This window comes from Tessaracoccus flavescens (assembly GCF_001998865.1).
Lineage (GTDB): Bacteria > Actinomycetota > Actinomycetes > Propionibacteriales > Propionibacteriaceae > Arachnia > Arachnia flavescens.
The window spans coordinates 1,651,726-1,677,358 of sequence record NZ_CP019607.1 but is presented as its reverse complement, the minus strand read 5'-3'; the positions used below and the strand labels follow the sequence as shown (position 1 = coordinate 1,677,358).

At 65.9% G+C, this 25,633-nt stretch carries 17 protein-coding genes and 1 pseudogene; 8 read left to right on the top strand and 10 right to left on the bottom strand.

Features of this window, described 5'->3' with window-relative positions; genetic code table 11:
• The first annotated feature begins 125 nt into the window (after nucleotides 1–125).
• The 4 genes from BW733_RS07975 to BW733_RS07960 all read left to right on the top strand — a co-directional run bounded on the left by BW733_RS07975 (nucleotide 126) and on the right by BW733_RS07960 (nucleotide 10,044).
• On the top strand, nucleotides 126–1,916 hold the full coding sequence (locus tag BW733_RS07975; protein ID WP_077349472.1) for a beta-N-acetylhexosaminidase: 1,791 nt from the start codon (nucleotides 126–128) through the stop codon (nucleotides 1,914–1,916).
• Between the two features lie 375 nt (nucleotides 1,917–2,291).
• Entirely contained in the window at nucleotides 2,292–5,135 is a 2,844-nt protein-coding gene (locus BW733_RS07970; RefSeq protein ID WP_237268342.1) for a glycoside hydrolase family 2 TIM barrel-domain containing protein, read from the top strand.
• A 26-nt stretch (nucleotides 5,136–5,161) separates the two neighbouring features.
• Nucleotides 5,162–7,849 carry a glycosyl hydrolase family 95 catalytic domain-containing protein gene (locus BW733_RS07965; protein WP_077349468.1) on the top strand — a complete coding sequence of 896 codons (2,688 nt, stop codon included), beginning with the start codon at nucleotides 5,162–5,164 and terminating at the stop codon, nucleotides 7,847–7,849.
• Nucleotides 7,846–10,044, top strand: a complete 2,199-nt coding sequence (locus BW733_RS07960) for an alpha-1,3-galactosidase-related protein (protein ID WP_077349466.1) — start codon at nucleotides 7,846–7,848, stop codon at nucleotides 10,042–10,044. Before BW733_RS07965 ends, BW733_RS07960 begins: the two co-directional genes overlap by 4 nt.
• A 12-nt stretch (nucleotides 10,045–10,056) precedes the next feature.
• Here the strand turns inward: BW733_RS07960 and BW733_RS07955 are convergent, their stop codons facing one another.
• The 4 genes from BW733_RS07955 to BW733_RS07940 all read right to left on the bottom strand — a co-directional run bounded on the left by BW733_RS07955 (nucleotide 10,057) and on the right by BW733_RS07940 (nucleotide 15,341).
• The gene (locus tag BW733_RS07955; RefSeq protein WP_077349464.1) at nucleotides 10,057–11,517 is read right to left on the bottom strand and encodes a sulfatase family protein; all 1,461 of its coding nucleotides are present in this window, start codon (nucleotides 11,515–11,517) and stop codon (nucleotides 10,057–10,059) included.
• 92 nt (nucleotides 11,518–11,609) lie between these two features.
• Entirely contained in the window at nucleotides 11,610–13,364 is a 1,755-nt protein-coding gene (locus BW733_RS07950) for an extracellular solute-binding protein (RefSeq protein ID WP_161490177.1), read from the bottom strand.
• 55 nt (nucleotides 13,365–13,419) lie between these two features.
• Nucleotides 13,420–14,427: an ABC transporter permease gene (locus BW733_RS07945; protein ID WP_237268341.1), complete on the bottom strand. Its 1,008-nt coding sequence runs from the start codon at nucleotides 14,425–14,427 to the stop codon at nucleotides 13,420–13,422.
• Nucleotides 14,424–15,341 (bottom strand): carbohydrate ABC transporter permease, encoded by a 918-nt coding sequence (locus BW733_RS07940; RefSeq protein ID WP_077349460.1) that lies wholly within the window; start codon nucleotides 15,339–15,341, stop codon nucleotides 14,424–14,426. Before BW733_RS07940 ends, BW733_RS07945 begins: the two co-directional genes overlap by 4 nt.
• A 196-nt stretch (nucleotides 15,342–15,537) precedes the next feature.
• Between BW733_RS07940 and BW733_RS07935 the strand changes: the two genes are divergently transcribed.
• Complete coding sequence (locus tag BW733_RS07935; RefSeq protein WP_077349458.1) at nucleotides 15,538–18,027, top strand: alpha-L-fucosidase; 2,490 nt, start codon at nucleotides 15,538–15,540, stop codon at nucleotides 18,025–18,027.
• Nucleotides 18,028–18,038: 11 nt separating this feature from the next.
• Here the strand turns inward: BW733_RS07935 and BW733_RS07930 are convergent, their stop codons facing one another.
• The 5 genes and pseudogenes from BW733_RS07930 to BW733_RS07910 form a co-directional block, all read right to left on the bottom strand.
• Nucleotides 18,039–18,653, bottom strand: coding sequence for a sulfatase/phosphatase domain-containing protein (locus BW733_RS07930; RefSeq protein ID WP_077349456.1), 615 nt, complete (start codon nucleotides 18,651–18,653; stop codon nucleotides 18,039–18,041).
• Between the two features lie 181 nt (nucleotides 18,654–18,834).
• Complete coding sequence (locus BW733_RS07925; RefSeq protein ID WP_077349454.1) at nucleotides 18,835–19,026, bottom strand: hypothetical protein; 192 nt, start codon at nucleotides 19,024–19,026, stop codon at nucleotides 18,835–18,837.
• Nucleotides 19,023–19,223, bottom strand: a pseudogene (locus tag BW733_RS07920) (transposase); the annotation flags it as partial. The pseudogene BW733_RS07920 and the gene BW733_RS07925, both read right to left, overlap by 4 nt.
• Nucleotides 19,224–19,327: 104 nt before the next feature.
• Nucleotides 19,328–20,686, bottom strand: a complete 1,359-nt coding sequence (locus BW733_RS07915; RefSeq protein WP_152024621.1) for an IS256 family transposase — start codon at nucleotides 20,684–20,686, stop codon at nucleotides 19,328–19,330.
• Nucleotides 20,687–21,125: 439 nt separating this feature from the next.
• Nucleotides 21,126–22,115, bottom strand: a complete 990-nt coding sequence (locus BW733_RS07910) for an IS481 family transposase (protein WP_077352833.1) — start codon at nucleotides 22,113–22,115, stop codon at nucleotides 21,126–21,128.
• A gap of 104 nt (nucleotides 22,116–22,219) precedes the next feature.
• On the opposite strand from BW733_RS07910, the gene BW733_RS17840 reads away from it, so the two are divergent.
• Nucleotides 22,220–22,975 carry a hypothetical protein gene (locus BW733_RS17840; RefSeq protein WP_152024620.1) on the top strand — a complete coding sequence of 252 codons (756 nt, stop codon included), beginning with the start codon at nucleotides 22,220–22,222 and terminating at the stop codon, nucleotides 22,973–22,975.
• Between the two features lie 124 nt (nucleotides 22,976–23,099).
• Nucleotides 23,100–23,657: a type IV toxin-antitoxin system AbiEi family antitoxin domain-containing protein gene (locus tag BW733_RS07900; protein ID WP_077349446.1), complete on the top strand. Its 558-nt coding sequence runs from the start codon at nucleotides 23,100–23,102 to the stop codon at nucleotides 23,655–23,657.
• A gap of 125 nt (nucleotides 23,658–23,782) precedes the next feature.
• Here BW733_RS07900 and BW733_RS20080 read toward each other — a convergent pair whose 3' ends face one another.
• Nucleotides 23,783–24,013 (bottom strand): helix-turn-helix domain-containing protein, encoded by a 231-nt coding sequence (locus BW733_RS20080; RefSeq protein ID WP_077349444.1) that lies wholly within the window; start codon nucleotides 24,011–24,013, stop codon nucleotides 23,783–23,785.
• A gap of 193 nt (nucleotides 24,014–24,206) precedes the next feature.
• Here BW733_RS20080 and BW733_RS07890 point away from each other — a divergent pair, with 193 nt between their 5' ends.
• Nucleotides 24,207–25,457 (top strand): ATP-binding protein, encoded by a 1,251-nt coding sequence (locus BW733_RS07890; protein WP_077349442.1) that lies wholly within the window; start codon nucleotides 24,207–24,209, stop codon nucleotides 25,455–25,457.
• Nucleotides 25,458–25,633: the final 176 nt, after the last annotated feature.

Here is a 25,633-nt window from a genome sequence, read left to right as displayed (position 1 = left end):
CTGGGGCCCAGGGTCCGCTGTAGCGCGCCGCCAGCTGGCGCTACTTCGAATCCTGACTGGTCGGCTGGCGCTGAGATCTGGGCCATATTCCGACTGGGCATCATCGGCCACGGAGTGTGGCCCTAATGCCTCTGTCCAAGGCGCCCAGCGAGTTCCCGAGCATGTGGGGTGGCACCGCCACCAGCGAGGCTCATCGCCGCCTTGACACTGCCCCCCGGGGTTGTAAGGTCACACGTAAGCCAGCGGCGTTTGCGACGCCCCCACAAGCCGCAGGAGCATCGGTGCCTCACGCCACAGCAACGAACCACGACGCAGCCCTGACCCGACCACTACTGGTCCCGCAACCACGCAGTGTCGAGTTCGGTGAGGGCGCTCTCGTTCTCCCGGCTCGGCTGACGGTCTCGGGCCCCGGCGACTGGGTTGAGACCGCAGCCGATCTGCTGGCCGGCGGGACTGGGTTGTGGCTGGTGCCGGCTGAGGAGGGGGCGCTGCTCAGGCTCAGCGAGGCCGAGGGTGTGCCGTCGAGCTACACGCTGGTTTGCGGCAGTGACGGCATCACCGTAGACGCCGCGGACCGGGACGGCCTCGTCGCGGCACTTGGGACCCTGCGGCAACTGATGCCGGACTGGGCCCACGGTCTCGCCCCCCTGCCTGGTGGGGAATTGGCGGTGCCGCACGTGCGGATCGTGGATGATCCCAAGTTCGGTTGGCGGGGGATGCATCTGGACGTGGCCCGGCACTTCATGCCGCTGCCCTTTCTGTACCGGTTCGTTGACCTGCTCGCGATGCACAAGCTCAACCGCTTCCACCTCCACCTGAACGAAGACCAAGGGTGGCGGTTCGAGGTCCGCAAGTACCCGAGGTTGACCACGGTGGGTGCCACCCGGGCCGAGACGGTGTTCGTCCCCGGCAGCCCCGGTGACGGCACCCCGCACGGTGGCTTCTACACCCAGGACCAGCTACGGGCGCTGAACGCGTACGCGAAGCGGCGCGGGGTTACGATCGTTCCGGAGATCGACGTGCCGGGCCACACCAGGGCATTGCTGGCGGCATACCCGGAGTTCGGTGAGGGCGCCGAGGGCGCCGAGGTGCCGACAGGGCCCGGGGTGTTCGAGGAGGTGCTGCACCTCAGCGACGAGACGATGGCGATGGTGGAGGACGTCTTCACCGAGTTGCTGGACGTCTTCGACTCGCCCTGGATCCACATCGGTGGCGACGAGTGCCCCACGGCGCAGTGGGAGCGCAGCGACGACGCTGCCCGCCTGGTGCGGGAACGTGGTCTTGCCGGGGTGGAGGGGCTGCAGCCCTGGTTCACCGAGCACCTGCGCGACTGGCTGGCGCAGCGTGGCCGCACTACTGTTGGCTGGGATGAGATCGTCGACCACGGCGACATGCCGGAAGCGGTCGTCATGTCTTGGCACGGTCGGGAACCCGGCCGACGGGCGCTGGCGGCCGGACACCAGGTGGTGATGGCGTCGAACGTCCCCTACTACTTCGACTACTACCAGTCCGACTCACCCGACGAACCGTTCGCCCAGCCGGCCCCGTCCAGCTGGCAGGACGTGGCCTCCTTCGACCCCGTGGCCGGGGTGGCCGATGAGCACCTGCCGAACCTGCTCGGGATCCAGGGCCAGGTGTGGACGGAGTTCATGACCACGCCCGCCGAGGTGGAGTACATGGCCTTCCCCCGGACCTGCGTCCTTGCAGAGGTGGCTTGGAGCGGACCTGTGGAGCCATCGGAACTGGAACCCCGACTGCGCGCGCACCTGCGACGGCTGGAGGCCGCTGGCGTCAACCACCGCCCGCTCGAGGGTCCACACCCCTGGCAGCGCGGTGGCGAGGGCAGACGGCGGCGGCCAGACGGTCACGGGCCGGCGCTCACTGCCGCCCAAATCGCCGATCTGGCGAATTACTAGGGGAGCGACCGTCACGAAAGCGGTGCTGCTGGGTTCGGCAAGACGGCTGTTCGGTAAGCTGCCGGCACCCGGGGCGCCGCGGCTCACCAGAGCCAGCACAGCAAGGCCGCCGAGGGTCGGTCCGCTGCTCGGCGCCGTTCCCCCGATGGTACGGTTACGGTTCCCGCAACGCGGCTGGCAGACCCGTCTGGCTGCCGGTCCACTCAAGGTGATGAGAAGAGAGTCATGGCGATGTCAGAGATCATTTCGTTGAGTCCAGGGTCCGGGCGTCGGGTTCCTCCGCGCGCGAGGGTCGCCACCACCGCGCCCCAGCTTGACCTGAGCGGAACGTGGCGGTTCCGCTTCTCCCCGCGGCCACCGGCGCCGGGAGAAGGTGTGGCGGCGGTCGAGTTTGACGACTCCGCCTGGGATGACATCGAGGTGCCGGCCCACTGGGTGTTGCAGGGCCGCCCCGAATGGGGCCAACCCATCTACACCAACGTGTCGTATCCCTTCCCGATGGATGCGCCCCACGTCCCGGACGACAACCCCACCGGCGACTACCGCGTCACCTTCGAGCTCTCCGACGAGATGCTGGACCATCAGTTGTACCTGCGCTTCGATGGTGTCGAGTCCGTCGCGATCGCCTCCCTGAACGGGACCCGTGTGGGTGTGGTCAGGGGAAGCCGGCTGGCGCAGGAGCTGGACATCACAAGCGAGGCGCGGCCCGGCAGGAACGTGCTGCACGTGCGGGTGCATCAGTGGTCCGCCGCCACTTACCTGGAGAACCAGGACCAGTGGTGGCTCCCCGGTATCTTCCGGGCGGTCACCCTCATCTCCCGCCCCGAGCACGGGATCGAGGATGTGTGGCTGAGGGCAGACTATGACACCGTGGCTGAGCGGGGTCGCCTCCTGCCTGAAGTCCGAGCCACCGAGTCTGCCTTCCCCATCACGGTCCGGTTGGAAGAGCTGGGCGTGGAGCAGACTTTCGCCAGTTCCCGGGAAGTGGGGCCCATCGACGTCGGGCCGGTGGAGCCGTGGAGCGCCGACGTGCCTCGTCTGTACCGGGCAGAGGTCACGAACGCCGTCGAAACACTTGACCTCAGGGTCGGGTTCCGCCGCGTGGAGATCGTCGGCCACGAGTGGCGGGTGAACGGCCGCAAGCTCCGACTCCGGGGGGTGAACAAGCACGAGTATGACCCGGATCACGGGCGCGTGTTCGACCGCGAGCAGACCCGCGAAGCGATGCTCTTGATGAAGCGATCCAACATCAATGCCATCCGCACCTCCCACTACCCCCCTCACCCCGAGTTCTTCGACCTTGCCGACGAGCTGGGATTCTGGGTCATCAACGAAGGCGATCTCGAGACCCATGGTTTCGTCTACGACAACTGGGTGGGCAACCCCTCGGACGATCCACTGTGGCGAGACTCCTATCTCGACAGGGTCGAGCGTCAGTTCGAGCGGGACAAGAACCATCCCTGCATAGTGAGCTGGTCGCTCGGCAACGAGTCGGGCAGCGGAGAAAACCTGGCTGCGATGGCTGCTTGGCTGAAAGCACGCGATCCCGAACGGCCGGTGCATTACGAGTCAGACTACGAAGGCCGCTACAGCGACATCGTCTCGCGCATGTACTCAACGCTCGAACAACTGCGGGCGATGTCCGCCGGCTTGGGCCAAAATGACATTGCTACTCCAGGCCGCACGGCAAAGCTGGCGCAGCGTCCCATGATTCTGTGTGAGTACCTCCACGCCATGGGCAACGGCGCGGGCGCTGTCGCCGATTACGAGGAGCTGTTCGACACGCTCCCGCAATGGCACGGCGGTTTCGTGTGGGAGTGGCGCGATCACGGATTGCGGACCTCCACCCAAAATGGTCAGGAGTTCTACGGCTACGGAGGCGACTTCGGCGAGGAACTCCACGACGGATCGTTCGTCTGCGACGGAATGGTGCTCTCGGACTTCACTCCCACACCCATGCTGACCGAGTACGCGGCCGTGGTGACTCCCATCAAGCTCCGCGTGAAGGACGGGCGGCTGGAAGTGGACAACAGACGACACGCCGGGGACACGGCAGACCTTCGGTTCCGCTGGCGGGATGAGCTCGATGGCAGGGAGGTAGCCTCCGGGAAGCTGGACGTGCCGCCGGTCCCTGCCGGGGAACAACGCACCGTCCCCCTCCCTGGGTTCACTCGTCCGGACCAAGGTGAACTGTGGCGCACCTTCGAATGTGTTTCGGCTCGGGACGAGCCGTGGGCGGTCGCCGGTCACGTCGTCAGCAGCACGCAGCAATTGCTGCAGGACAACCCCACTCCCCTCGGGCGCGCCGCCGTGGGCGAGACACCCGATCTGGTCGAGGGTGCATGGGTGTTGGGCGACGCGCGTTTCGACGCGGTCTCGGGCGACCTGATCCAGTTGGGATCGGTTCAGATGGCGGGACCGCATCTGGAACTGTTCCGCGCACCAACCGAGAATGACTCGTTGTCCGCCTTCCCCTCCTACGTCGACGCAGAGCCCTCCACCCACCCGAACGGCGGCAAGCCCGCACCGTCATGGGATGAGCAATGGCGCCAAGTCGGCCTGGACAGGCTCCACCGTCGCGTCATCTCGGTTACCGCCGGCCCAGGGCTGCTCACGGTGCGCCATCGCTACGCCCCTGCCGCCATCAGTCAGGCTGTTACCGTCGAACTGACGTGGAGTCTGGGCGAGGAGGGCCTCCGCATGAGCGCCACCGCCGTCCCCTCCGAGAATTGGCCAGGCACTTGGGCGCGTATCGGACTGCGGTTCGACCTGCCAGCGGGTCTCACGCAGGCGGCCTGGTTCGGCACGGGACCCTCCGACAACTACGCCGACTCCGCTATCGCAGCCCGCGTCGGCCGCTACGAGTCAGCGATCGAGGACCTCATCACCCAGTATGCGGTTCCGCAGGAGAGCGGTCACCGGGGTGGGATGCGCGAGTTGCGCCTGCCGGAGCTGGGACTCGAAATGCGCGCGTTCAAGGCCGGTGGGGAGCGGCCAGGCTTCACGCTCCGGGCTCACTCGGTCCCTGAGGTTGCTGAGGCCCGCCACCCCCACGAGTTGCCGCCGTCCAAGGCCACTTATCTGTGGCTGGACGTGCAGCAGCAGGGCCTCGGGTCGCGCTCCTGCGGCCCAGACGTACGCCCCGAGTACATGCTTCGGCCCAGGATGGCGCAATGGGCACTCGAGTTCCGCACTGGAGAGCCCCGCCCGAGCCTTTGAGAACCCAACCCGTGAAGGACGCCCCGATGCGCGAAGCACACCCAGAGCAGCAAATTATCCCAGGACAGCCGGCCCTGTGGCGAAGGGCGCTGTGGTACCGGCTGCCAGCGCAGGACTGGGAGACGCAGGCGCTGCCGATCGGCAACGGCCGACTCGGAGCGATGCTGTTCGGCGGTCCCTTCGTCGATCGCATCCAGTTCAACGAGCAGAGCCTCTGGGGTGGCCTGAACGGCTACGACAACGCGCTGGCCGGTCAGCCCGAAAGCGGCTACGACCTCAGCGTCACCGGCTTCGGTTCGTATCTCAACTTCGGGGACGTCGTGGTCTCGTTCGGCGAGGAGCCCATTCTGGGGTCATCGGAGCCCGAGCACCTCTACCTCCACTCCCCCAGCGGGCACTCCGCGGGCATCGAGTTCACCGCCGACGGCGACCGCGAGACTGATTGGGAAGCCACCGGGAACGGTGAGCCGGTGGTGTGGCAGGCCGATCTGGTGAGACCGGGCGCCGTCACCGCATACGGTGTGGTCTCCTCGCTTCGCCCCGGCGGCGATCCCATGGGGTGGAGCCTTGAAGCGACTGTGGACGGCCTCAGCTGGGACACGCTTGACACCCAATCCGGGACTAGCTTCGCCGGGCGCGGGGATTCCCACACCTTCCCCGTGGACGCGGGCCGCGCGTACTCGTCCTACCGGATGAGTTTCACCCCTGGCCAAGCGATTTCGCTCGCGGGGGTGTTCCTTATTGCTGACGGCATGGACAGCCGCACCCTCACCCCGGTGGTGGATTATCGCCGGGTCCTGGACCTGGAGCGGGGGGTGCACACCACGAGCTTTTCTGGCGTGACGGGCCCGGTGACCCGGGAGGCTTTCGCCAGCCGGGACGCCGACGTCGTCGTCGTGCACTACACCGGTGAACGACTCTCCGGCACCGTCGCCCTCACCTCGGCTCAGGAGGGCGTTGACGTCGAGGTCGACGAGTCCGAGGCTGCGCTACGGTTCGCGTCGGTGCTGGCCAATGACCTGCGGTTCGGGGCCGAGCTGCGTGTCCTGCCGGTCGGTGGTTCTCTGGCGCGGGATGGCAGCTCCTTGCGGTTCGAGGGCTGCAGCCAGGTGACGCTGGTGCTGGACGCTCGCACTGACTACAAGCTGGACGCTTCCGCCGATTGGCGGACCGGCGCCGTCCCGGACCCGGCTGTGGCCGTCGCGGCCGCCGAGTCTCTCGGTCACGAGCGGCTGCGGTCTGACCATGTGGACCGGGTGAAGTCGCTGATGGACGGAGTGGCGGTGGACTGGGGTGCCACTGATCCCGCAGTCCTGGCGTTGCCCGTCGATGCGCGGCTCCGGCGCTACGCCGACGGGGCGGAGGATCCGTCGCTCGAGCAGCTGCTGTTCGACTACGGCCGATATCTCACGTTCTCCGCATCCCGCGCCGATGGCCTCCCCGCGAACCTGCAGGGGCTCTGGAACGACAGCAATGAGCCCATCTGGGGGGCTGACTACCACACCAACATCAACATCCAGATGAACTACTGGGCTGCGGAGACCACCGACCTGCCGGAGAGTCACCGCTCGTTGGTGGAGTTCGTCAAGGAAGTGGCCGTGCCGTCGCGAGTGGCCACCCGCAACGCCTTTGGCGAGGACGTCCGCGGCTGGACCACTCGCACCAGCCAGTCAATCTTCGGCGGCAACTCGTGGGAGTGGAATAAGGTCGCCAGCGCTTGGTACGCCCAGCACCTCTACGAGCACTGGGCCTTCAACCAGGACGCCGACCTCCTGCGCGGGACCATCTACCCGGTGGTCAAGGAGATCTGCGAGTTCTGGGAGGATCGCCTCGTCGAGCATGACGACGGTCTGCTCTACTCCCCCGACGGCTGGTCCCCCGAGCACGGGCCCCGCGAGGACGGCGTCATGTACGACCAGCAGATCGTCTGGGACCTGTTCCAGAATTATCTCGACTGCGCCCGGGCCCTCGACGTCGACCGCCAGTACCAGGACATCGTCGCCGGTCTGCAACAGCGCCTCGCGCCGAACAAGGTCGGGAGCTGGGGCCAACTGCAGGAATGGCAGGACGACCGCGACGATCCCCACAACTTCCACCGCCACACCTCCCACCTGTTCGCCGTCTACCCCGGCCGGCAGATCACTCGCGCAGACCGTGAATTCGCCACCGCCGCGCTGGTATCCCTCAAGGCCCGGTCCGGCGAGATAGACGGAGAGCCGTTCACCGCAGCCACCGTCACCGGAGACAGCCGCCGCTCCTGGACCTGGCCTTGGCGCGCCGCCCTGTTCGCCAGGCTCGGCGACGCCGAACGCGCCCGCACCATGCTGCGAGGGTTGTTGACCTTCAACACCCTCGACAACCTGTTCACCAGCCACCCACCCTTCCAGCTGGACGGGAACTGCGGCATCACCGGGGCGATCAGTGAAATGCTGCTCCAGAGCCACGACGGGACCATCGATCTCCTACCAGCCCTGCCCCAGGCCTGGGCCACCGGCTCCTTCACCGGCCTGCGCGCCCGAGGCGGCTACCAGGTCAACTGCCGCTGGCGCGACGGCAAGGTGGTGGACTTCGACGTCGTCGCGGACCGCGGCGCAAGCGACACCCCGGTGGACGTGAGTGTCAACGGCGTGGTGACGTCGCACCAGCCGAGCGTCCGGGAGATGGCCGTGGCCCCGGCAGAACAGTCACGCCGTCAGAAGCGGATAGCCAGGTGAACCGTCCCTTGGATGAGGCGAGCCACCCGGATGAGACACTCATCGACGTCTCGGATTTCTCGCTGGATCCGGGAGACCTCACGCCAGCCCTCGCACGAGCGCTCGAACACGCCCGCTCCGTTCCCGGCCCCAAGCGCGTGGTCGTCCCGCCGGGCGTCTACCACGTCCACCCGGACCATGCCCCGGTGCGGGAGTTCTACGTGTCCAACACTGTCGGCAGCCGCGAAGAGCACCGCCACAAGCGGATCGCCGTCCTGCTGGAGGACTTGTGCGACGTGACCATTGACGGCGAAGGCGCCACCTTGGTGATGCACGGGCAGCAGACACTGTTCGCGATGATCCGCACCCGCCGCGCCTCCATCCGGGGCTTCGCAGTGGACTGGGTCACGCCCCGCGCGATCGACCTGACCGTGATCCACTCAGGCCCAGACCACCACGACCTGCTCGTGCCCGCGGGGTACCGCTACCAGATCTGCGGCACGGAGGTCACCTGGCTGTCCGAGGACAGCTCCTCGGGTCAGCCCCACTGGGTCTACCACCGCCCAGAACCCCTGGACGTACCGCTGCCCGACCTCGGCTACGACTTCATGCAGATCACCGACCTGCAAACGGGGAGGGCCCACGGCGGCACCATGCTGGACTTGCCCAACCCGCTGCGCAGCGGTCTGGTCTCGGTGCGCGAGATCGCGCCCGGTGTGCTGCGCCACACCTACGGCGAGGGCGGCTCCCCGAGCGCGTTGGGTACGGTCTTCCAGCTCCGTCGCACCATGCGCGACACGCCCGGCGCTCTCCTCTGGGAGGCGAAGGACTCGGTCATAGCCGACATGGACATCGGCTACCTCCACGGATTTGGGATGATCGCACAGATGACAGACTCCGTCACCGTGCGGGGGGTGCGTTTCCGCGCGCCCGCGGGGTCCAGGCGTACGACCGTCGGGTTCGCGGACCTGGTGCAGATCTCCGGAGACAAAGGCACCGTCGTGATAGAGGACAACGACTTCGGGTTCTCTCACGACGACGCCATCAACATCCACAACACCTACGTCCAGCTGGTGGCGGTCGACGGTCCCGTCGCTACGTTCAGATTCATGCACCACGAAACCAGCGGGTTCCCACTGTTCCACCCCGGCGACACAGTGGCGCTCGTGGACCGCGACACGATGCTGGACCTGCCCTGGGCTGGCACCGTCATTGACGTGCACGGCCCCTCAGGACAGGACCACTCCGTTGATCTGGAGAACGTCAACCTGACCTTCGACGAGCCACTTCCCGACGCGGCCATTCCCGGCCGAGTCGTCGCAGAGAACCTCACCTACAACCCGGCGGTGGCGGTGCGTCGCAACCGCTTCCAATCCATCGCCACCCGGGGCATGCTCGTGACCACCCGAGGCTCCGTGGTCATCGAAGACAACCGCTTCGAGCGCGTCGAGATGGCCTCCATCTACGTCTCCGCAGACGCCTCCCAGTGGTACGAGTCCAGTGTGGTGCGGGACCTGGTGATCCGGAACAACGTCTTCGTCAGGCCCGCCACCTCGACCAGGGCCAAGGCCGAGATCCTCGTGGAGCCCACGGCGGCCGGCGAGGACCCGTCCAAGGCGGCGCACTCAGGCATCGTGATTCGGGACAACGTCTTCCTGTCGGCCGACATCCCCGTCCTGGACGCCAGATCCGTCTCGGGGATCAGTTTCACCGGCAACACGATCGTCCGCTACGGGCCTGATCCGCTGGGGGAGCCCACCCCCTCCGGCCCGCTCGCGATCGTTCGCGGTTGCACAGCAGTGCAGTTCCGCGGTAACGCCACTGGTCAGGGCGTGAACCAGGAGTTGACCTACCATGCCATGGCGGCCGATGACCTGATCGTCGAGGGCTTCGTCCGGCTGGAGCCCCCGCAGGCCCCCCTCGCAGCGCTGGAGTCGGTGGAAACGGAAGGTCTGTCGGTGCCACCGCTTCCCTGGCCCGCGGACAGCGTCGTGGTCCGGGTGCCCGACGACCTGGCCCGGATCCGCATCAGGTTCAAGCCCGTCGACGGCCACCCGGTGCGGTTGGCAGTCCACGGCATCCCCGTCGAGCCCGACGCCGACGGCTGGCTGGCCGTGACCCTGGAGTCCGGGGCGACGGTGGTGGAGTGTGAGGTCGAGGCTCCCGTTGGCGTCTCGAAGCGGCTTTACCGCTGTGTGTTGCTCCGTGCTTCCTGACCCCGCCCGGTCTCAGGTGCTCCAGTGCAGACGCGGGGTCTGCGGTCCCTGGTATGGCTCGTCTGCGTACTTGTCCTGCAGCCGGCCCAACTCCGCCTCCAGCTCCAGCCTCACGGCGGCGTAGTCCGGGTCATCGACGACGTTGTGCAGTTCGGCGGGATCCCTGCGGAGGTCGAACAGTTCGTACTCGGTCGGCAGGACCCGCTCGGACGACCCGGGCGTCCCCAGTCCGTCGTTGTAGTAGACGATGTACTTGAAGTCCTCGCTGCGGACGCCGTAGTGCGCTGGGGCGAGGTGCTCCGGGTCGTCGTGCTCCCAGTAGCGGTAGTAGACAGCTGATGGCCAGTCGGGCACGTCCGTTCCCCGAAGGAGGACACGGAAGCTCCGGCCCTGCTGGTGGGGCAGCGCAACGTCGGGGTCCAGCCCGCACATGTCCAGGAACGTGGCCGCGAAGTCCACGTTGGTGATCATCTCCTGGCACCGGGTTCCGGCGGTGATCTCCGCGGGCCACCTGATGACCAGCGGCATGCCAAGGGACTGCTCGTACATCAGGCGCTTGTCGAACCAGCCGTGGTCTCCGAGGAAGAAGCCTTGGTCCGAGGTGTAGACCACGATGGTGTTCTCGGCCAAGCCTTCAGCATCGAGCCAGTCGAGAAGTCGGCCGACCCCGTCGTCGACGGCCTGGACGGTCTGCAGGTAATCACGCATGTAGCGCTGGTACTTCCACGCTGCCCGCTCCCGTGTGTTCTCGGCTCCCAACAACTCCGCCGGAACGGTCTCCTTGATGTCGGCATCGGTCAGGTCGTCGGCGATCGTCATCCGAACCGCTTGCACAACGCTTGCACGACCGCTGTGGTCGTCCCACATGGTCAGAGGCTCGGGGATCGAGCCGGCGGGGTAGAGGTCCCGGTGTCGCTCATGCGGCACCCATGGGCGGTGCGGAGCCTTGTGGTGCACCATGAGGCAGAAGGGCCGGTCCCGGTTCCTGACCTGGAGCCACTCGAGGCTCAGGTCGGTGATGATGTCGGTGGCATAGCCCTCGACAACACCCTCGCCGTCCGGACCGTACATGACGGGGTCCACGTAGGCCCCCTGACCAGGAAAGATGCGCCAGTCATCGAACCCCCGAGGTCTGGCCTGCGGCGAGACGCCCAGGTGCCACTTCCCGAAGATCGCGGTCTGGTACCCCGCAGCCCGCAGCACCTGGGAGTACGGCGGCACCCGGTAGTCCAGCTCCGAGTAGATGGAGCAGGCGCCGTTGACGTGGCTGTAGGTGCCGGTGAGGATGGTCGCTCTCGACGGCGTGCAGATTGAGTTGGTGCAGAACACCCTGTCGAGACGCGCACCCTCCTGGGCAATCCGATCGATGTTGGGTGTCTGGTTCACCGCGCTGCCGTAGGCGCTGATCGCGTGGGCCGCATGGTCGTCGGACATCACGAACAGCAGGTTGGGCCTGGCGGTGGCGGTGGACACGGTGACTCCTTGTGACGCGGTCGGCGTTGGAAGTGTTAGCACCCACAGACGCCCGCGTGGCGCCTGTGGGTGCAGGGTGAGTGCGTGCCGGATCAGCCGTTGGTGGCGTCGTCCGCGGCCTTGAGGATCTCGAGATAGCGGTCGAGACCTGCACCCTTCAGCGAGTTCACGTAGTTCTCCCAGTCCTTGTCGTTGGCCGGGTCTGCGTTGCCGAGGGCGAGGTTGGCCCGGCCCTGTTTGAACGCATTGTCGAGGTTCACCTTCAACTCGCCCACCTGGGCGGCCTGCTCGATCGTGAAGAACGGCTCCAGGAAATACTCCTCCTCCGGTGCGGCGAAGGGCTCGTACATCTTGCCGGCGCGGTACAGGTTGGGCTCGATCGAGGTGTTGTCGTCGACGGACTCCCCGTGTCGGACGTCCATCACGAGGTTGTACGGACCCATCTCCCACCAGGCATCGTTTTCGTCGCTGGGGGTCCCCGTCTTCTTGTAGACAGCCTGGCGGTCGTCAATGCCCGTGTCGCCCTCGACCGCCCAGCCCCAGTGCTCGTCGAGTTCGCCCAGACGCATGCTGAGCGTCGAGACAAGGCCCGTCTGGTAGTCGGCCCAACGGATGAGTTCCTCTGGGTTGCGCGTCTTGCTGGTCAGGACCAGACCCACGTTGTGACCGGGATTGTAGCCCCACGCGACGTGGGCATCGCCATCGGGCCCGGTGAAGGGCTTCAGCGGCTGGAACTCGCGGAACCTCGCGTTCGGGTCGCTGAAGTTGATCTCGGCGAACTCGCCCTGGGACTGACCGGGCAGGACGGCCACCCGCGTGCCCGCCGGGTCCATGGCCAGCCGCTTGAACTGGTCGATGGTCTGGCTGAAACCGTTGGGGTCCAACAACCCCTCCTTGACCAGCCGGTTCGTCGTGATCATCGCCTCGCGCCACCCCTCCTCGATCGGGGTGTACGAGATCTGGCCGTCCTTGCGCCGCAGCCGATCATCGCCGACGTTGAGGTATGCCGCCTCGATGAGCGACATCGGGGGGAACTCGATGTAACCGCTCATGGGGATCATGCCCATGGCCTTGAACTCCCTGAGCAAGGCCTCGAACTCCTCAAGGGTGGAGGCGCTCTCCCCCGTGGCGCCGACGGCCTCGGCCGAGGGGGTGTGGATCCAGGTGCGCTGCCCGCTCGAGGAGCAGTGGTAGCACTGGTTGATCGATGGGAACGCATACATCTTCCCGTCGGGGGCGGTCATGACCTTGCGCAATTCCGGGAACTGACTGAAGAGGTTCACCAGCTCGGGGGCGTACTGGTCGATCAGTTCGTCCAAGGCGATGAACATCCCCTGCTGCCCGTAGGTCCAGAGCTGTGAGCGTGTGAAGCCGCCCATCCACGGAGCACCCGTCATGAACGCATCGGGAAGGTCACCCGAGGACATCATGGCGTTCAACTTGGGCGCGCCGTCGTCGCCCGCTGGAACGATTTCATACTTGACCTTGACACCGGTGGCGTTCTCCAGATGCTTGGAGAAGGTGTTGTCGCCGGCGACGTCCTGACCGACGAAGCTACGCGTGACGACCCTGTATGTGGTCTGGCCGTCGGCGAACTTCTCGGCAGCGCGGGCCCTGGGCCCGACGTAGCCGTCGGGATAGAGGACACCGGTCAACTCCTTGCCGAGTTCGACCTTCAGTTGTGCGCTCCCCGGGACGTAACCACCACCAGTGGGCGCTCCGGCGGTGGGGGTGTTGGAGCTGCCTGAACCACAGGCGGACAGGCCGACCATGGCTGTGACGCCAAGCCCGCCCGTCAGGAGGGAGCGCCTGGATACTGCCGCCTTGGGCAGAATGTGCTCGGTCATGGACTTCAAACCTTTCGTTGGGATACAGACTTGGGAGCAGGCTGGGTGTGCTGACTCAGAAGAGACCGCTCTTGGTGGTCTTGTTGGCGAAGAAGTTGACCGCCAACAGCAGGATGAGGCCGACGATTGACTTGAACAGCCCGATCGCCGTGGCATAACTGAACTGGGGTATGGGTGACTTCAGGCCCACCTCGTAGACGTAGGTGTCGATCACCTGCGACACGGTGAGGTTCAGGGGGTTCTGCAGGAGCAGGACCTTCTCGAAACCGGTGTTGAGAATGTTGCCGACGCTGAGGATCAGGAGGATCACGGCGATGGGCATGATCGAGGGCAGGTCGATGTGGACCATGCGGCGGAACAGGGACGCGCCGTCGACCTTGGCAGCCTCGTGGAGTTCCGGGGGTACGGAACTGAGAGCGGCGAGGTACATGATGGCGGAGAACCCGGCGGTCTGCCAGATGCCGGACCAGACGAAGACGTGGCGGAACCATCCCGGATCCGTGAGGAACTGCGGCGCATCGATTCCGAGCGCGCCGAGCACTTGGTGCACCACGCCGATCTGGGGGTCCAGGATCATCATGAGGATGCCGACCACGACGACCACGGACAGGAAGTTCGGTGCATAGGTGATCAGCTGCACTGAACGGCTGAGGTACTTCTGGCGAAGGGCGTTCAGTGCGAGTGCCAGGACGATCGGAATCGGGAATCCCGCGATCAGTTCGTAGAGCGCCAGCGCGATCGTGTTCCACAACAGCGGCACGAAGTTGTTGGACTCGAAGAACCTCTCGAACTGGGCAAGGCCCACCCATGGGCTGTCGATGATGCCCTGCATGGGGTTGAACTCCCTGAAGGCGATCTGCAGGCCGTACATCGGCAGGTAGGCAAACACGACGAGCCAGATCAGGCTCGGCAACAACAGGACGTACAGCTGCCAGCTTCTGGCCATCCGCTTCAGGAGGGGAACCGGCCTGTTGCTCCGGATGGTGCTCTCGGAGGCGGCTCCTCCCTTGTGCGCGCTGTCCGTGGATGCGGTGCCGTCGTTGGTGTTTAACATCTGGGTCATCCCTTCACCGAGCCGATCATCATGCCCTTGACGAAGTGCTTCTGGACGAACGGGTATGCCAACAGCGGCGGGATCGACGCGATCACGATCAGCGCGTACTTGAGCTTGCCGGCGATGGCCTGCATCTCGGCGATCTTCGTCGGGTCCACGCCCGCCATCTTCGCCGGGTCGAAGGTGTTCTGGACGAGGATGTTTCGCATGGCCAGCTGCAGCGGGTACAACTCCTCGTCGGTCAAGTAGATCAGGCCGTTAAAGAAGGCGTTCCAGGTGGTGACGCCGTAGAGCAGCATGTTGACGGCAATGACTGGCACCGAGAGCGGCAACACGACCTTGAAGAAGAACGTGAAGTCGGAGGCGCCGTCCATCTTGGCGCTCTCCAAGAGCTCATGCGGGATGGTCTGGGAGAAGAACGCACGCGAGATGATCAACTGCCACACGCTGACCGCGCCCGGAAGGATCATGGACCACACGGTGTTGAGCAGCCCGAGATCGCGCACGACCAAGTAGGTGGGAATCATGCCGCCGCTGAACAGCATGGTGATCATGAACGCGAACGTGAGGAGGTTCCTGCCAGGCAGGTCGCGCCGCGACAGCGCGTAGCCCCCCGCCATCGTCGCGAACGTGCCGATGGCGATCACCATCCCGGCGTAAAACAACGAGTTCAGGATGCTACGAAACAGCAGCGGCGACTCGAAGACCGCCGTGTACGCGTTCGTCGAGAATCCGATTGGGAACAGCCAGACCTCGCCAGAGGTGACCGCCGACGTCTCCGACAGGGACGCGCTCATGACGTAGATCAGCGGGTACAACACTGACACCGAGAATGCCCCGAGGACTACCAGAAGCGTGATGTTGAGGCGCTTGTCCCCTCTGGTCTCGGTGATGCGGTTTGCCGTTCGGCTCTTGGCGGCCAACTCGACTCCTCTCCCGGCGGGGCTGGTCCTTGACCCACCGTCATCGATCGTTCTTCGGGACTCACAACTTCGGTCGTCCCGGCGAGGCCTGCGGCCAAGGGTGCTAACGCTAACACAAGTGGTGTGACGTCTCGCCACGGCCCACTATAGTCGCTACAAATGAGGCCGAGGAAGCCCCAAAACCGAAAGAGCCGAGATGGAAAGATGGGAACAGCCGGACCTGTTGCAGGTGGAGTTCGCCGGTTCGCTGGTGAAGGGCAAGCAATACACCACCCAGGCCGGGGAGGTGATGCGGGGCACGCTGCGCCCCATCACCGGAGCCGAGGAGCAGTCCGTGTCCGGCGTGAGGCTGGCCGGCGACGGGGGTCTGCTTTTTGAGCCTGCCGCTGCGCAGCCCGAGGGTTCGACCGTTGAACTGCGCTTCGCACTTGACCAGCCGACGGTCAGCCCTGCGGTCCTGATCACAAGCTCCGGAGTGACGCTGGGTGTGCATCACCTGAACCTGATGCTCTGGGCCCGCGGCGAATGGCACGGCTGGCCCGGCGGCGAGGACGTGTTCGGCGTCGATACCCACCACACGCTGTCGGTGCGGATCCGGAGCGACGAAGGTTCCGTGCAGATGGAGGCCCGTCTCGACGGCCGGGACATGGGGTACCTGGAGTTCGGCCCGGTTTCGGATCAGGCGCTGTTCAGCTTCGGCAGCGACTTCGAGGGCGCTTCAGGGCTCGTCGGCGAGGTCCACGGTGTACGCGTGGCCGTCGCGTCCTCCGAGTGGCGCTGGCAACCTACGACTCCGGTCATCGACGTCGAGACCGAGCTCACTGCCACGGAGGCCGCCGACCTTGCCGGACTCCACCCGGCCAACTACCAGAACGTGAGCCCGAGCGACTCCCCCGCCGCCATCATCCACAAGGCATCACTGCTGAGACCGACACCCGAGCAGGCCGTCTGGCAACAGGAGGGTCTGACCGCCTTCATCCACTTCGGCATCAACACGTTCTACGACCAGGAGTGGGGCCACGGCACCGAGGACCCGGGCCGGTTCCTCCCCTCCGACATCGACCCCGACGCCTGGGTAAGGGTGCTGCGCGACGCGGGCTTCCGCACCACAGTGATCACGCTCAAGCACCATGACGGCTTCTGCCTGTGGCCGAGCCGATACACCGACCACTCCGTAAAGGCGAGCTCCTGGGCCTCCGGTGGCGGCGACATCGCGCGCCTGTTCGTCGAAGCGGCCCATCGCTACGGCATGAAGGTGGGCTTCTACCTGTCCCCCGCCGACTCCAACGCGGAGTTGCAGGGCACGTTCGGCAACGGGTCGCAGCGCAGTCCTCGGACCATCCCCACGCTCACGGCCGACGACGACCGGGCCGGTCAGGAGTTGCAGACGTTCGAGTACCATGCCACCGACTACGGCGCGCTTTTCCTCAACACCCTCTACGAGATCCTCACCGAGTACGGCACTGTGCACGAGGTCTGGTTCGATGGCGCCCAAGGCAACACAGGCGCTACCGAACACTACGACCACGCCGCGTTCTACGACATGATCCACCAACTCCAGCCGGGCGCCAACATCGCCGTCGGAGGGCGCGACATCCGCTGGGTCGGCAACGAGAGCGGGGTGGCACGCCAGGACGAATGGGCCAGCGTCGCGATCACCGACGCCGGCGACGGGGGGGCCATCTCGCCGGTCCAGCAGGGTCACTTCTCCGCGGATCTCGGATCCGACCAGCAACTCGTCGACGCCGCCCGCTCGGGCGGCGCTGACAGGCTGCACTGGTGGCCGACGGAGTCCGACATGCGCATCACTGCCGGGTGGTTCGCGCACCCCGACGACGTCCCCAAGGCCCCACTGACGTTGCTGCGGCACTACGAACAGACGTACGGTCGCAATTCGGTGACGCTGTTGAACGTGCCCCCAACCGACTCGGGACAGTTCTCCGCCGACGTGGTGGCGAGCGTGGAGGGCTTCGCGGCGGAGCGGCGCAAGGCATTCACGCTGGACCACGCGTTGGGTCGCGACGCCATCGTGGAGGGCTCCGTGGTCGCGACGATGACCAACGGCAACCTCAGGAAAGGCCACTCCTTCACGGCCGACGAGCACCCCTGGATCGAACTCGACCTCGGCGAGCCCAGACAGATCAGCCGCGTCGGGCTGAGCGAGGAGATCCTCGGGGCAGGACAGACGGTGCGCCTGTTCATCGTGGAGTGCGATGAGGGGGACGGCTGGCGCGAGGTGGCACGGGGGGGCACCATCGGGGCGCACCGCATCGTCACACTCGACGAGCCCGTGACGGCCCAACGCTGGCGGGTCCGCGTGACATCGTCGCGCGGCAGCTACACGATTGCGGCGATCCACCTGTGGGAGCAGTTGGCATCAGACCCGGGCAAGGCACGGGAGGTCCACATCGACGGATCGGTGAGCCACGCGGGAGACGGCTCGGTTGAACGTCCGATCGCCTCGATGGAGCAGCTCCGGGACGTGGAACTGGCAACCGGCGCCGTGCTGCGGTTCCGCTCCGGCACCGACACCCCCGACGCCGACGTCGTGCTTTGGGGATACGGCACGCCTGATCAACCTATCCGCGTGGAGTCCTGGGGGCAGGGTGCCGCCCCCACCGTGGGAGGCAGATCGCTCGAAGAAAGGTTCGCGTCCAAGAGGGAGCACGGCTGGACTGTGGCCTGAGCCCCGACGCCTCAGCCCAGCAGTGCCCGGACCCACGACATCTCGGTCTGGACCGGCCGGTCGGCGACGAGTCTGCCGTCGCTGACGAACCCCTCCTCCCAGCCATCCAGATGCGCCACGAGCCTGTTCCTCCAGCCCGCGACCTCTTCGAACCGGTCCGGCTGGTGGATCAGGTTCCGCGATTCCGTGGGATCGCCGTCCAGGTCGAAGAACTGCTCCATGCCGGAGCCGGAGAACCAGATGAACTTCCTCCTGCCGTCTGTGACCCAATGCATCGACTGGTTGCTTAAGACCTCCGCGACGTGTTCACCGTGGATTTCCGAGCGCCACGTCACTTCTGCGTCCTGCATCAGCGGCAGCACGCTGACGCCGTCAACGCCTGCAGGGATGGGCACCCCAGCGATGTCGAGGACCGTGGGCATGATGTCTCGTAACTCGACCACCTCATCCACCCTCGGACGAACCGCTCGGCCCCCGGGCAGGCGGACGAGGAACGGCACGCGGGCGCTGCCCTCGTACCCGACCGTCCTGCGGTAGAAATGGGGGTCGCCCATCATGTCGCCGTGGTCGGAGACGAAGAGCACCGCCGTGTTCTCGCGGAGTCCGAGATCGCTCAGCACCTCCATGAGGCGGTTGACCTAGAAGTCAATGTGGGTGATGGAGCCGTTCTACCCGGCCATCGCGCGACGACGGACGTCGGGATGCTGCACCCCGAAGCTGCCCTCGGCTCGGAAGTCCACGCGGAACTCCGCCAGGTCGGTCAAGTCCCTGGAGGTGGTGTAACGGCTGATCCTTCGTTTGGGGCGGTCAGAAGGGTGGTTGGCCGGGTTCGAGGGTGACGGGCAGGCCGGTGCCTGGGCGCCAGCCGTTGTTGGGATCGAGGAGGTCCTCGGGCCAGGGGGCGGGGACGCCGTGTTCGTCCCACCAGCCGGTTTCGTGGCCGGCGGCGAGGGCGGCCTGGGAGTGGCCGGGTCCGTAGATGTCGGTGAGTCGGGTCATGCTGCGGGCTCCAGTTCGGGCAGGGCCGTGGCGGCGGCCTGCGGGTCGGCGGGGGTCTTGGTGCGGGCTCGGGTGAGGACGTCGAGGGCGAGGTAGCGGCGGCCTTCGGCCCATTCGTCGTGTTGTTCGGCGAGGACGGCGCCGACGAGGCGGAGGATGGCGTCGCGGTCGGGGAAGATGCCTACGACGTCGGTGCGGGACAGGGTCAATTTTCAATCAGCACAGGGGGGTCAGTTTTGGCCCGGCGTTGACACCGGAGCTTGTCAAGTTGTTTGTGTAAGTGGTGGTCTCCGGGGGTGGTTTAGAGGTAGGGGTTGATGCGGTCGGGGTAAGCGATGGCGAGTTGGGCCAGGGCCTGTTTCCAGTTCGTGGTGATTTGTCCTTCGACGAGGCGTCCCTCGGCGACGCGTTTCTCGCCTCGGCCTCGGCCGCGTTCCTTGGCCCGGTCACGTGCCCTCTTGTCCTCGATGTTGCAGATCGCCAGCCAGAGGAGTTTGACCGCGGCATCGTCGGAGGGGAAGTGGCCCCGGTTCTTGGTGACCTTGCGCAGTTGGTAGTTCAACGACTCGATCGCGTTGGTGGTGTAGATCACGCGACGCAGCATCGGCGGGAACGCCAGGAACGGCACGAACTTCGTCCAGGCATCCTCGAACACGCGGATCGAGTGGGGATTCGCCTTCCCAAGCTCCGAGGCCGCGAACGCGTCCAGAGCGGCTCTGGCGGCGTCCGCGTCGACGGCCTGGTAGATCGGCTTCAACGCCGCCGCCATGGCCTTGCGGTCCTTGTAGGACACGAACCGCATCGCCGCGCGGATCAGGTGGACCACGCAGGTCTGGACCGTCGATTCGGGCCAGGTGGCCTCGACCGCTTCGGGGAACCCGCTGAGCCCATCGACACACACGATCAGCACGTCCTTGACGCCCCGGTTCGCGAGCTGCGCGCAGACCCCGGCCCAGAAACGGGCACCCTCGGTGGCCTGGATCCAGATCCCCAACACGTGCTTGATGCCGTCCATGTCGACCCCGACAGCGATATGGGCGGCCTTGTTCCGGACATGGGCCCCGTCGCGGATCTTCACCATGATCGCGTCGAGGTAGATCACCGGATAGAACGAGTCCAACGGGCGCTGCTGCCAGGCCAGGACCTCATCGGCGACCTCGTCAGTGATCTTGGAGATCGTCTCCCGGCTGATCTCAGTGCCGACCGTGGAGACCAGATGATGCTCGATATCGCGAACCGTCATCCCGCCCGCATAAAGGGACACGATCATGTCATCCAACCCGCCGACCCGGCGGGAGCCCTTCGGGACCAGCATCGGGGTGAAGGTCCCGTCACGGTCCCTGGGGATCGCCAGATCCACGTCACCGACGCTGGTGGCCACCGTCTTGGCTGAGGAGCCGTTACGTGAGTTCGGGAACGCCGCCGCATCGGGATCGCCCTTGTCGTATCCGAGGTGCTCGCTCAGTTCGGCCTGGAGTCCGCGTTCAAGGCCGGCCTTGATCAACTGCTGGATCAGGCCATCCCTGCCATCGAACTGGACCTCGCCGACATCGATACGGGCATAGAGATCATCCAACGCTCCAGAGGCCTCCAACGCCTCCACGCCCGCCCTCTGAGCACGGCGCCGTTCATCACGAGACTGCTTATCAATCATGGACATCAGTGTGTCTGCTTCCTAATCAGGAGCCACCCCTTACACAAACCATCTGACACCCTCCGACACCGGGGCTTCATCAACGGTTGGAACACCCGCGAGCACCCATTCATCTGGACCAAGACACCAGAGGAAATCCTCACCAAAATCGACCGCAAACGTAAAATGACCTCACCGCCGAGCCACTAGATCCTCGAAACCGTCCTAGCCCGCGACGGCGCCGCCCGCTCCGCCACCAGCGACATCGCGCACGCCCACGACCCGACCGTACGGCTCGCTGACGCAGTCAACCGATACCGCGACGCCCTAACCATCGCCCTCGAACACCGCCACGCCCCCAAGCTGGAGAACCTCGACCACCGAGCCGACGACGTCGCACCCGGCCTCACCGACACCAACGCCTGGCCAACTCTGCGGCAACGGCTCCTCGCGGCCACCGACGGCGCTAGCTGTTCTGCCCGGAGAGGTTGGGCACACGCGCGGCTGGCGGTTGGCCCTTGAGTGAGGTGTGGCCTCGGTGGTGATTGTAATGGTGCAGCCACTCGGGGAAGGCCTCGACGCGTTCGGTTTCTGACTTGTAGGGCCGGGCGTAGGCCCATTCCTCGAGCATGGTGCGGTTGAACCGTTCGACCTTACCGTTGGTCTGTGGCCGATACGGTCGAGTGCGTTTGTGGCTGATGTCCTCACCGAGAGCGGTCTTGAAGGCGTTTGAGCGGCAGCAGGAGCCGTTGTCGGTCAGGACTCGATTAACGGTGATTCCCATGGAGTTGAACCAGGCGTTGGCTCGCTTCCAGAACCCTGCGGCGGTGTCCTTGCGCTCATCGGTGAGGATCTCACTGTAGGCGAGTCTGGAATGGTCATCAACGGCGTTGTGGAGGAAGGCGTAGCCGGGCCGGCGGTTCGCTTCGGTAGCGACCTTGTTGCGGACCCCGCCAGCGCGGCCCAGAGCGCGGTGGCCGCCACCGTCTGGGATCCGTCCCAACTTCTTGATGTCGACATGGACCAGATCGCCCGGGGCCGGATGCTGGTAGTGGCGTTTGTCTGCTCGTGAGGTCTTGATCCGGCATCCAGTTGCCGGGTCGACCCAACGCAACGGTGGACAACCGTAGCGGCGCAAGACCTTGTGCACGGTCGACGGGTTCAGGCCGAGCCGGTAGGCGATCCGCGCCGGCCCCCACCGGTGGGTGACCCGCAACCCCACGATGCGTCGTTCGGTGCGCTGCGGCAGCTGGTTGGGGTTGGAACGGGGCCGCGATGACCTGTCGACCATCCCGGCGCGGCCGTGGAGGCGGTAGCGCTCGGACCAACGACGGGCGGTGGTGACCGAGACACCGAAGCGTTCAGCCGCCCGTCGCAGGACCCAGCCGTCGTCGACCACGAGCCTGGCGAGACGGAGACGACCCGTCGGAGTCAAGACAGCGTTAGTGTGGGACATGAAGACCTCTGTTTTGGTGGTGCGGTTCTGTGGTAGTTCCACACCCCATCGGGGGTCTTCACCCTTGTCCAGCCAACCCGCCGATCCCCATGTACCTAACCTCCGTGGTCAGTACAGCTAGCCTGCTCGAAAAGTTGTGTGAGGTCGCCGCGGGTCACCGCTTCGACGACATCGCCGACCCTGCAGCCCTCCTGGCCACACTCATCCCCGACCCCACCGGCGGCCCCCTCCCGTGGCTCCCCCGCATCCCAGCCTCCATAGCCGACGACGCACGCTGGGGTCCCTACCTCACAGCACGCGCCCAGCACGTGACCAACCTCGCCAACCAGGTACGCCTCGACACGCTGCAGGCCCCGCCCCCAAGCTGGGCACCCAGCGACACGGCACTCCCAGACCGACTGCTCGGCGATGTGGCGGTGTGGCGAGCCGCCACCGACGTCGCGCCCGAGGACCGCCACCCCACAGGAGGTCGGGCGCAGGCCGGGGCCGCGCGGCACTACCAGGACCAGCTCGACAGGGACCTCCTCACCGCGACGCCGAGCCTCGACATCGCGCAACTGCGGGCCCTCGGTCAGGGACTCGACCACGACCCTGGTGTCCCCGGGCTGGCCAGACACCTCGCCCTCCTCGAAGATTCTGGGACCCCGACTTGGGCCCTCGTAGCAAGAGCGCTCGCTGAGGGACCACTACCCGCAGAACGACCCGCGGCCGCCCTCTACTGGCGGATCAATCAGCACACGCCCAATGCCGCACCGGCGGGCACCAACGCCGTCGAGCCACGCACAGATCAGCCGCCCTTCCGACCGCGGCCCGAACACCTACGCGGTCCGTCACGAGCCACCGGAAGTCCCCGGCGATGACCGCCCCGCCCCGTCAGAGCGCCCACACTTTGCCGTGGGGCACCCCTGGACGTGGTGAAACAAACCGTCTTCAGATAGACTTATCGGGATACGTTTTGTTTCAGACAAGGAGGGCACCGGGGGCATGGCACCACTCACACCCGCCACCGCGCGGCAGCAGGGGATGTCCCGAAGCACCCTCCACCGTGCCGCCCGCGACGGCAAACTGGAACGCATCGCACGTGGAATCTACCTGCCCGCCGACGCCAACACCGCGGACTGGGAATGGATCGAAGCCGCCAGCCGGCGCCCAGAAGCCACGATCTGTCTGACCTCTGCCTTGGCCCTCCATGACCTCACCGACGAAATCCCCGCCACGCTTAATGTGGCCATCCACCGAGAAGCACGCATCCCAGCTGGCACCTCAGCAATCAGCTGGCACCGCTTCCACACGGCAACCTTCGATCTGGGACGCAAAGAGGTCCCCATCCCCGGCACTGACCAGACGATCGGGCTCTACACCCCCGAGCGATCCATCGTCGACGCTTTCCGGCTGAGGGGCACGATCGGTTACGAACTCCCTCTCGAGGCCCTCAAAGAGTGGCTCCGCCGCGGAGGCGAGCCCAACCGCCTCATCGCACTCGCGAGGCAACTCCCCCGCTCGCAGGGTCCCCTCATCGCGGCCTTGGAGACGCTGACATGACGCCCATCAGTCAGCCCTTGAGGACCACCGCGGCATCGGTCTGTCGCTCCGTCCGTCAGGTCACGTCGTCAAGCGGCCACCTGAGACCGAGCCCGAGCGCCGCGCTCGCCACGCCAGGGCAACAGTCAACCGGTCAGTGTCTTGAGGCCGCCAGCGCTCGCGACCACGAGCTCGTCCAATTCATCCAAGTCGACCATCACCCGGCGTCCCACCCGGTACCGAATCAACAAACCGTCGCTGAAGCGTCGGGCCAAGGTCTTGGGATGAGCACGAAGGTACTCAGCAGCTTCATTCAGGGAGGCCCACCGTCGCGCGCCCGCCTTCGGTGTAGGGGCTGAGGTGTTACGAGTGCTCATCAAGGATCCTCTCGTTCATACCCCTATGAACCCCCACGACCGACACCCAGCGTGAGAGGGGCCATCTGACTGCGGCGGTTCTTCGATTGGACTGGGACAGGCGGAGGCCGAGCTTCGCGAAAGTACGAAAGCGTGATCGCGAATCTACGGATCCAAGGCCGCAATATCGCCGATGTGCGGCTAGGGTCGCGCCATGGACCTTCTCCTCCCGCGCAAGACCGTCGCAGTCGGCCGCGACCTGCTGTCAGCGTTCCCGGCAGTGGTCATCCAAGGCTCCCGCCAGGTCGGCAAGAGCACGCTTGCCCGGCAGCTGGTCGAGGGACGCAACGCCGTCGTGGTCACACTCGATGATCGGCGCACCCGAGACGCCGCCGTCGCCGACGAGACCGCGTTCGTTGAGCAATGCCCCGACGGAATACTGGTCATCGACGAGGTGCAACGCGAACCCGAACTCTTGCTCGCGATCAAAGCCAGCATTGACCGCAACCGGCAGCCCGGCCGGTTCCTACTCACCGGATCGGCCGACCTGCTCACGGTCAAAGGTCGCACCGACAGCCTGGCCGGCCGGGCAGCCACCCTCCGCCTGCGCGGATTGAGCCAGGGAGAACTGGCCGGCCACCCGGAAGACTTCGTCACCTCCCTCCGGGTCCGGACACAACCCCATCGGTTCTCCACCCCATGGACCCGGGGCAACTACGTCGCAGCCATCGCCCAGGGCGGCTACCCCGACACCCGCGGACTCCGCCCGCAGCTACGACACGCCTGGCTCGACAGCTACCTCGACCGCGTCCTGGAACGTGACGCGACACTGCTTCCATCCGGCGGCCAGACCCGACGGTTGCGCTCAGTGATGTCGCTGCTGGCCGCGAATCAAGGCGGAGAACTGGTCAAGGCCCGCATCGCCGACGGTGCCGACATCCCTCCCAACACCATCACCGCCTACCTCGACGTCCTGCGCTCGCTGTACCTGGTCGATGAACTTCCCCCATGGACTCCCAACCTGACCAAACGCGAGATAGGTCGACAGAAAGCGTTCGTCAGCGACTCGGCGCTCGCCCTCCGGCTGAATCGGCAGACCGAGCAACAACTCCTGCCACTCACCTCGGACTCCATCGGGGGCCTCTTCGAAGCGTTCATCGCCAGCGAGCTGCTCAAACAACAATCCTGGAGTGAAAGCGACTACCAAATGTTCCACTTCCGCGATCGCGACGGCGTAGAAGTGGACCTCGTCCTAGAACTCGACGACGGACGGATCATCGCCATCGAAGTCAAGGCCTCCTCGACCTATCGGGCGGAACACTTCGCAGGCCTGCGATTCCTCAAGGAAAAACTCGGCGACCGGTTCCTTGCAGGCGTCGTCGTCGGCATGTCGGACACCGGCTACCAGTTCGCCAACCGCCTCTACGGACTCCCCGCAGCCGCACTCTGGCAGTCGACCACCTGAACGACCCACGCCACGCCGTCGGCCGCACGTCGATCAGCCATCTCCCGGCCGCGGCCCGAACACTACGACGTCCGTCACGACACACCGGAGGTCCGCGGCGATGACTGCCCCGCCCCGGCCCCCCAAACGTCCCCGTGGGACACCCCAAGACCTGGTGAAACAATCCGTCCTCAGAT

Excerpts from the sequence above, each read along its gene's own strand:
- BW733_RS07950 (WP_161490177.1), bottom strand. The coding sequence starts at position 13,364 with ATGACCGAGCACATTCTGCCCAAGGCGGCAGTATCCAGGCGCTCCCTC.
- BW733_RS07930 (WP_077349456.1), bottom strand. The coding sequence starts at position 18,653 with ATGGAGGTGCTGAGCGATCTCGGACTCCGCGAGAACACGGCGGTGCTC.
- BW733_RS07915 (WP_152024621.1), bottom strand. The coding sequence starts at position 20,686 with ATGTCCATGATTGATAAGCAGTCTCGTGATGAACGGCGCCGTGCTCAG.
- BW733_RS07935 (WP_077349458.1), top strand. The coding sequence starts at position 15,538 with ATGGAAAGATGGGAACAGCCGGACCTGTTGCAGGTGGAGTTCGCCGGT.
- BW733_RS07925 (WP_077349454.1), bottom strand. The coding sequence starts at position 19,026 with ATGACCCGACTCACCGACATCTACGGACCCGGCCACTCCCAGGCCGCC.
- BW733_RS07945 (WP_237268341.1), bottom strand. The coding sequence starts at position 14,427 with ATGACCCAGATGTTAAACACCAACGACGGCACCGCATCCACGGACAGC.
- BW733_RS07900 (WP_077349446.1), top strand. The coding sequence starts at position 23,100 with ATGGCACCACTCACACCCGCCACCGCGCGGCAGCAGGGGATGTCCCGA.
- BW733_RS07975 (WP_077349472.1), top strand. The coding sequence starts at position 126 with ATGCCTCTGTCCAAGGCGCCCAGCGAGTTCCCGAGCATGTGGGGTGGC.
- BW733_RS07890 (WP_077349442.1), top strand. The coding sequence starts at position 24,207 with ATGGACCTTCTCCTCCCGCGCAAGACCGTCGCAGTCGGCCGCGACCTG.
- BW733_RS20080 (WP_077349444.1), bottom strand. The coding sequence starts at position 24,013 with ATGAGCACTCGTAACACCTCAGCCCCTACACCGAAGGCGGGCGCGCGA.
- BW733_RS07910 (WP_077352833.1), bottom strand. The coding sequence starts at position 22,115 with ATGTCCCACACTAACGCTGTCTTGACTCCGACGGGTCGTCTCCGTCTC.
- BW733_RS07965 (WP_077349468.1), top strand. The coding sequence starts at position 5,162 with ATGCGCGAAGCACACCCAGAGCAGCAAATTATCCCAGGACAGCCGGCC.